This window comes from Exiguobacterium sp. s57 (genome assembly GCF_018617685.1).
In the GTDB taxonomy this organism is placed as follows: Bacteria; Bacillota; Bacilli; order Exiguobacteriales; family Exiguobacteriaceae; genus Exiguobacterium; species Exiguobacterium marinum.
The window spans coordinates 1-1587 of the sequence record NZ_JACSKR010000012.1 but is presented as its reverse complement, the minus strand read 5'-3'; the positions used below and the strand labels follow the sequence as shown (position 1 = coordinate 1587).

Below are 1587 nucleotides of genomic sequence, written 5' to 3'. Positions count from 1 at the left end.
TTGCTTTCCTGCAGGAGTCGGGGCGCCGTCGGGCGAGCAACGCAAACGGTCGTCATCTGGCGGCCGTTTGTCTTTTTCTGAGGCCTCGACGGCCGAAGAAAAAGCCCGGTACATACTTCGAATCGGTCCAAAAGGGGAAAGGGACGGTAAACGCCGAGCCCACCCGTCATCAAAAGGAGGAATCCGATATGTACCGCGCCCATCCCGAGAAACGACATGAAGCGATCCAGACGAAGACCACGTTGGACCAGCTGGCCCCGCAGGATCATCTCGTCCGAAAACTTGACCGCCACATCGACTTCTCGATCGTCCACCGCCTCTGCGCCCCGCTCTATTCGAACACCGGGACGCCCGGCATCGATCCCGAGATCATCATCAAGATCATTCTCCTCGGGCCGCTGTTCAACATCCGTTCCGTGCGTCAGACCGTGAAGGAGGTTCAGACGAACCTCGCCTATCGTTGGTTCCTCGGTCTCGGCATCGACGAGAAGGTGCCCGACCATTCGACGATCAGCCAGGCCTATCGGCGTTGTTTTCATGACAACGACGTGTTCCAGAAAATCTTCGAGGACATCGTGCGGCAGGCTGAGGCGCACGGCTTCATCTCCGGTCGGATCCTGGTCACGGACTCGACGCACATCCGTGCGAACGCGAACAAGAGGAAGTTCGACAAGGTCGAGGTCGAACGGGTCGTCGGCGAGATCGAGGAGGAACTCCTTCCGAGGGTGAACGAGGAGCGTGCCGAGCGCGGAAAAAAGCACTGAAGCCCAAAGGGGCCGGGAAAGAGCGTCGGCTCGTCAAGGTGAGCCGGACCGACCCGGAAGCGGGCTATATGTATCGTGACCAGAAACCGGAAGGCTTTTTCTGGCTGGCGCATCGGACGGTCGATGCCAAGCACAATTTCATCGTCGACGTCCACGTCACGCCCGGAAACGTGTCAGACAGCACGGTCTACCTCGACCGGATCACCCATATCCTTGATCGTTTCGGCTTCCCGCTCGAGGCGGTCGCGCTCGATGCCGGGTATTACACGACCGAGATCGCGAAGGCGCTGACCGAACGCGGCATATTCGCCGTCATCGCCCGTCGGCGCTTCGGCGGGAAAAAGGGGATGTTCCGCAAGACACGGTACACCTACGTCCCGGAAGAGGACGTGTACATCTGTCCGGCGCGTCAGCGCCTCACCTACCAGACGACGGATCGGCACGGCTACCATCACTATGTCTCCGACCCCGCCATCTGCCGGAACTGCCCGCTCCTTGCGAAATGTACATCCAGCAAATCACACCGTCGCGACATCACCCGACACATCGACGAATCCTACCGCGAAGCGGTGAACGCGAACCGCCTCTCGGCTTCCGGACAATATCTCTATCGGCTTCGTCCACAGACGGTCGAGCGCTCGTTCGCCGACGGGAAAGAGCTCCACGGGCTCCGTTTCACCTTCTACAGGGGGATCAAGAAGGTCCAACGCGCCAATCTGGTGGAAGCCACCGCACAAAACATGAAGAAGCTGGCCAATCTGTTGGCCAGAAAAGACTGTCTACATAGCATTTCTTCAATTTTATGGGGGCAGAACGCCTCAAG

Annotated in this window: 2 protein-coding genes; both read left to right on the top strand. The window is 59.0% G+C overall.

Annotated features, from left to right (window positions below; all coding sequences use genetic code 11):
- Positions 1–220 (top strand): hypothetical protein (locus tag KNO98_RS14545; RefSeq protein ID WP_214701516.1); only part of this gene is annotated, 220 nt, incomplete at its 5' end.
- A protein-coding gene (locus tag KNO98_RS14540; protein ID WP_251130040.1) for an IS1182 family transposase occupies positions 189–1587 on the top strand; the annotation gives its coding sequence in 2 pieces (ribosomal slippage) (positions 189–759 and positions 759–1587; 1400 coding nt annotated over the 2 pieces). This gene is flagged as partial in the annotation. The genes KNO98_RS14545 and KNO98_RS14540, both read left to right, overlap by 32 nt.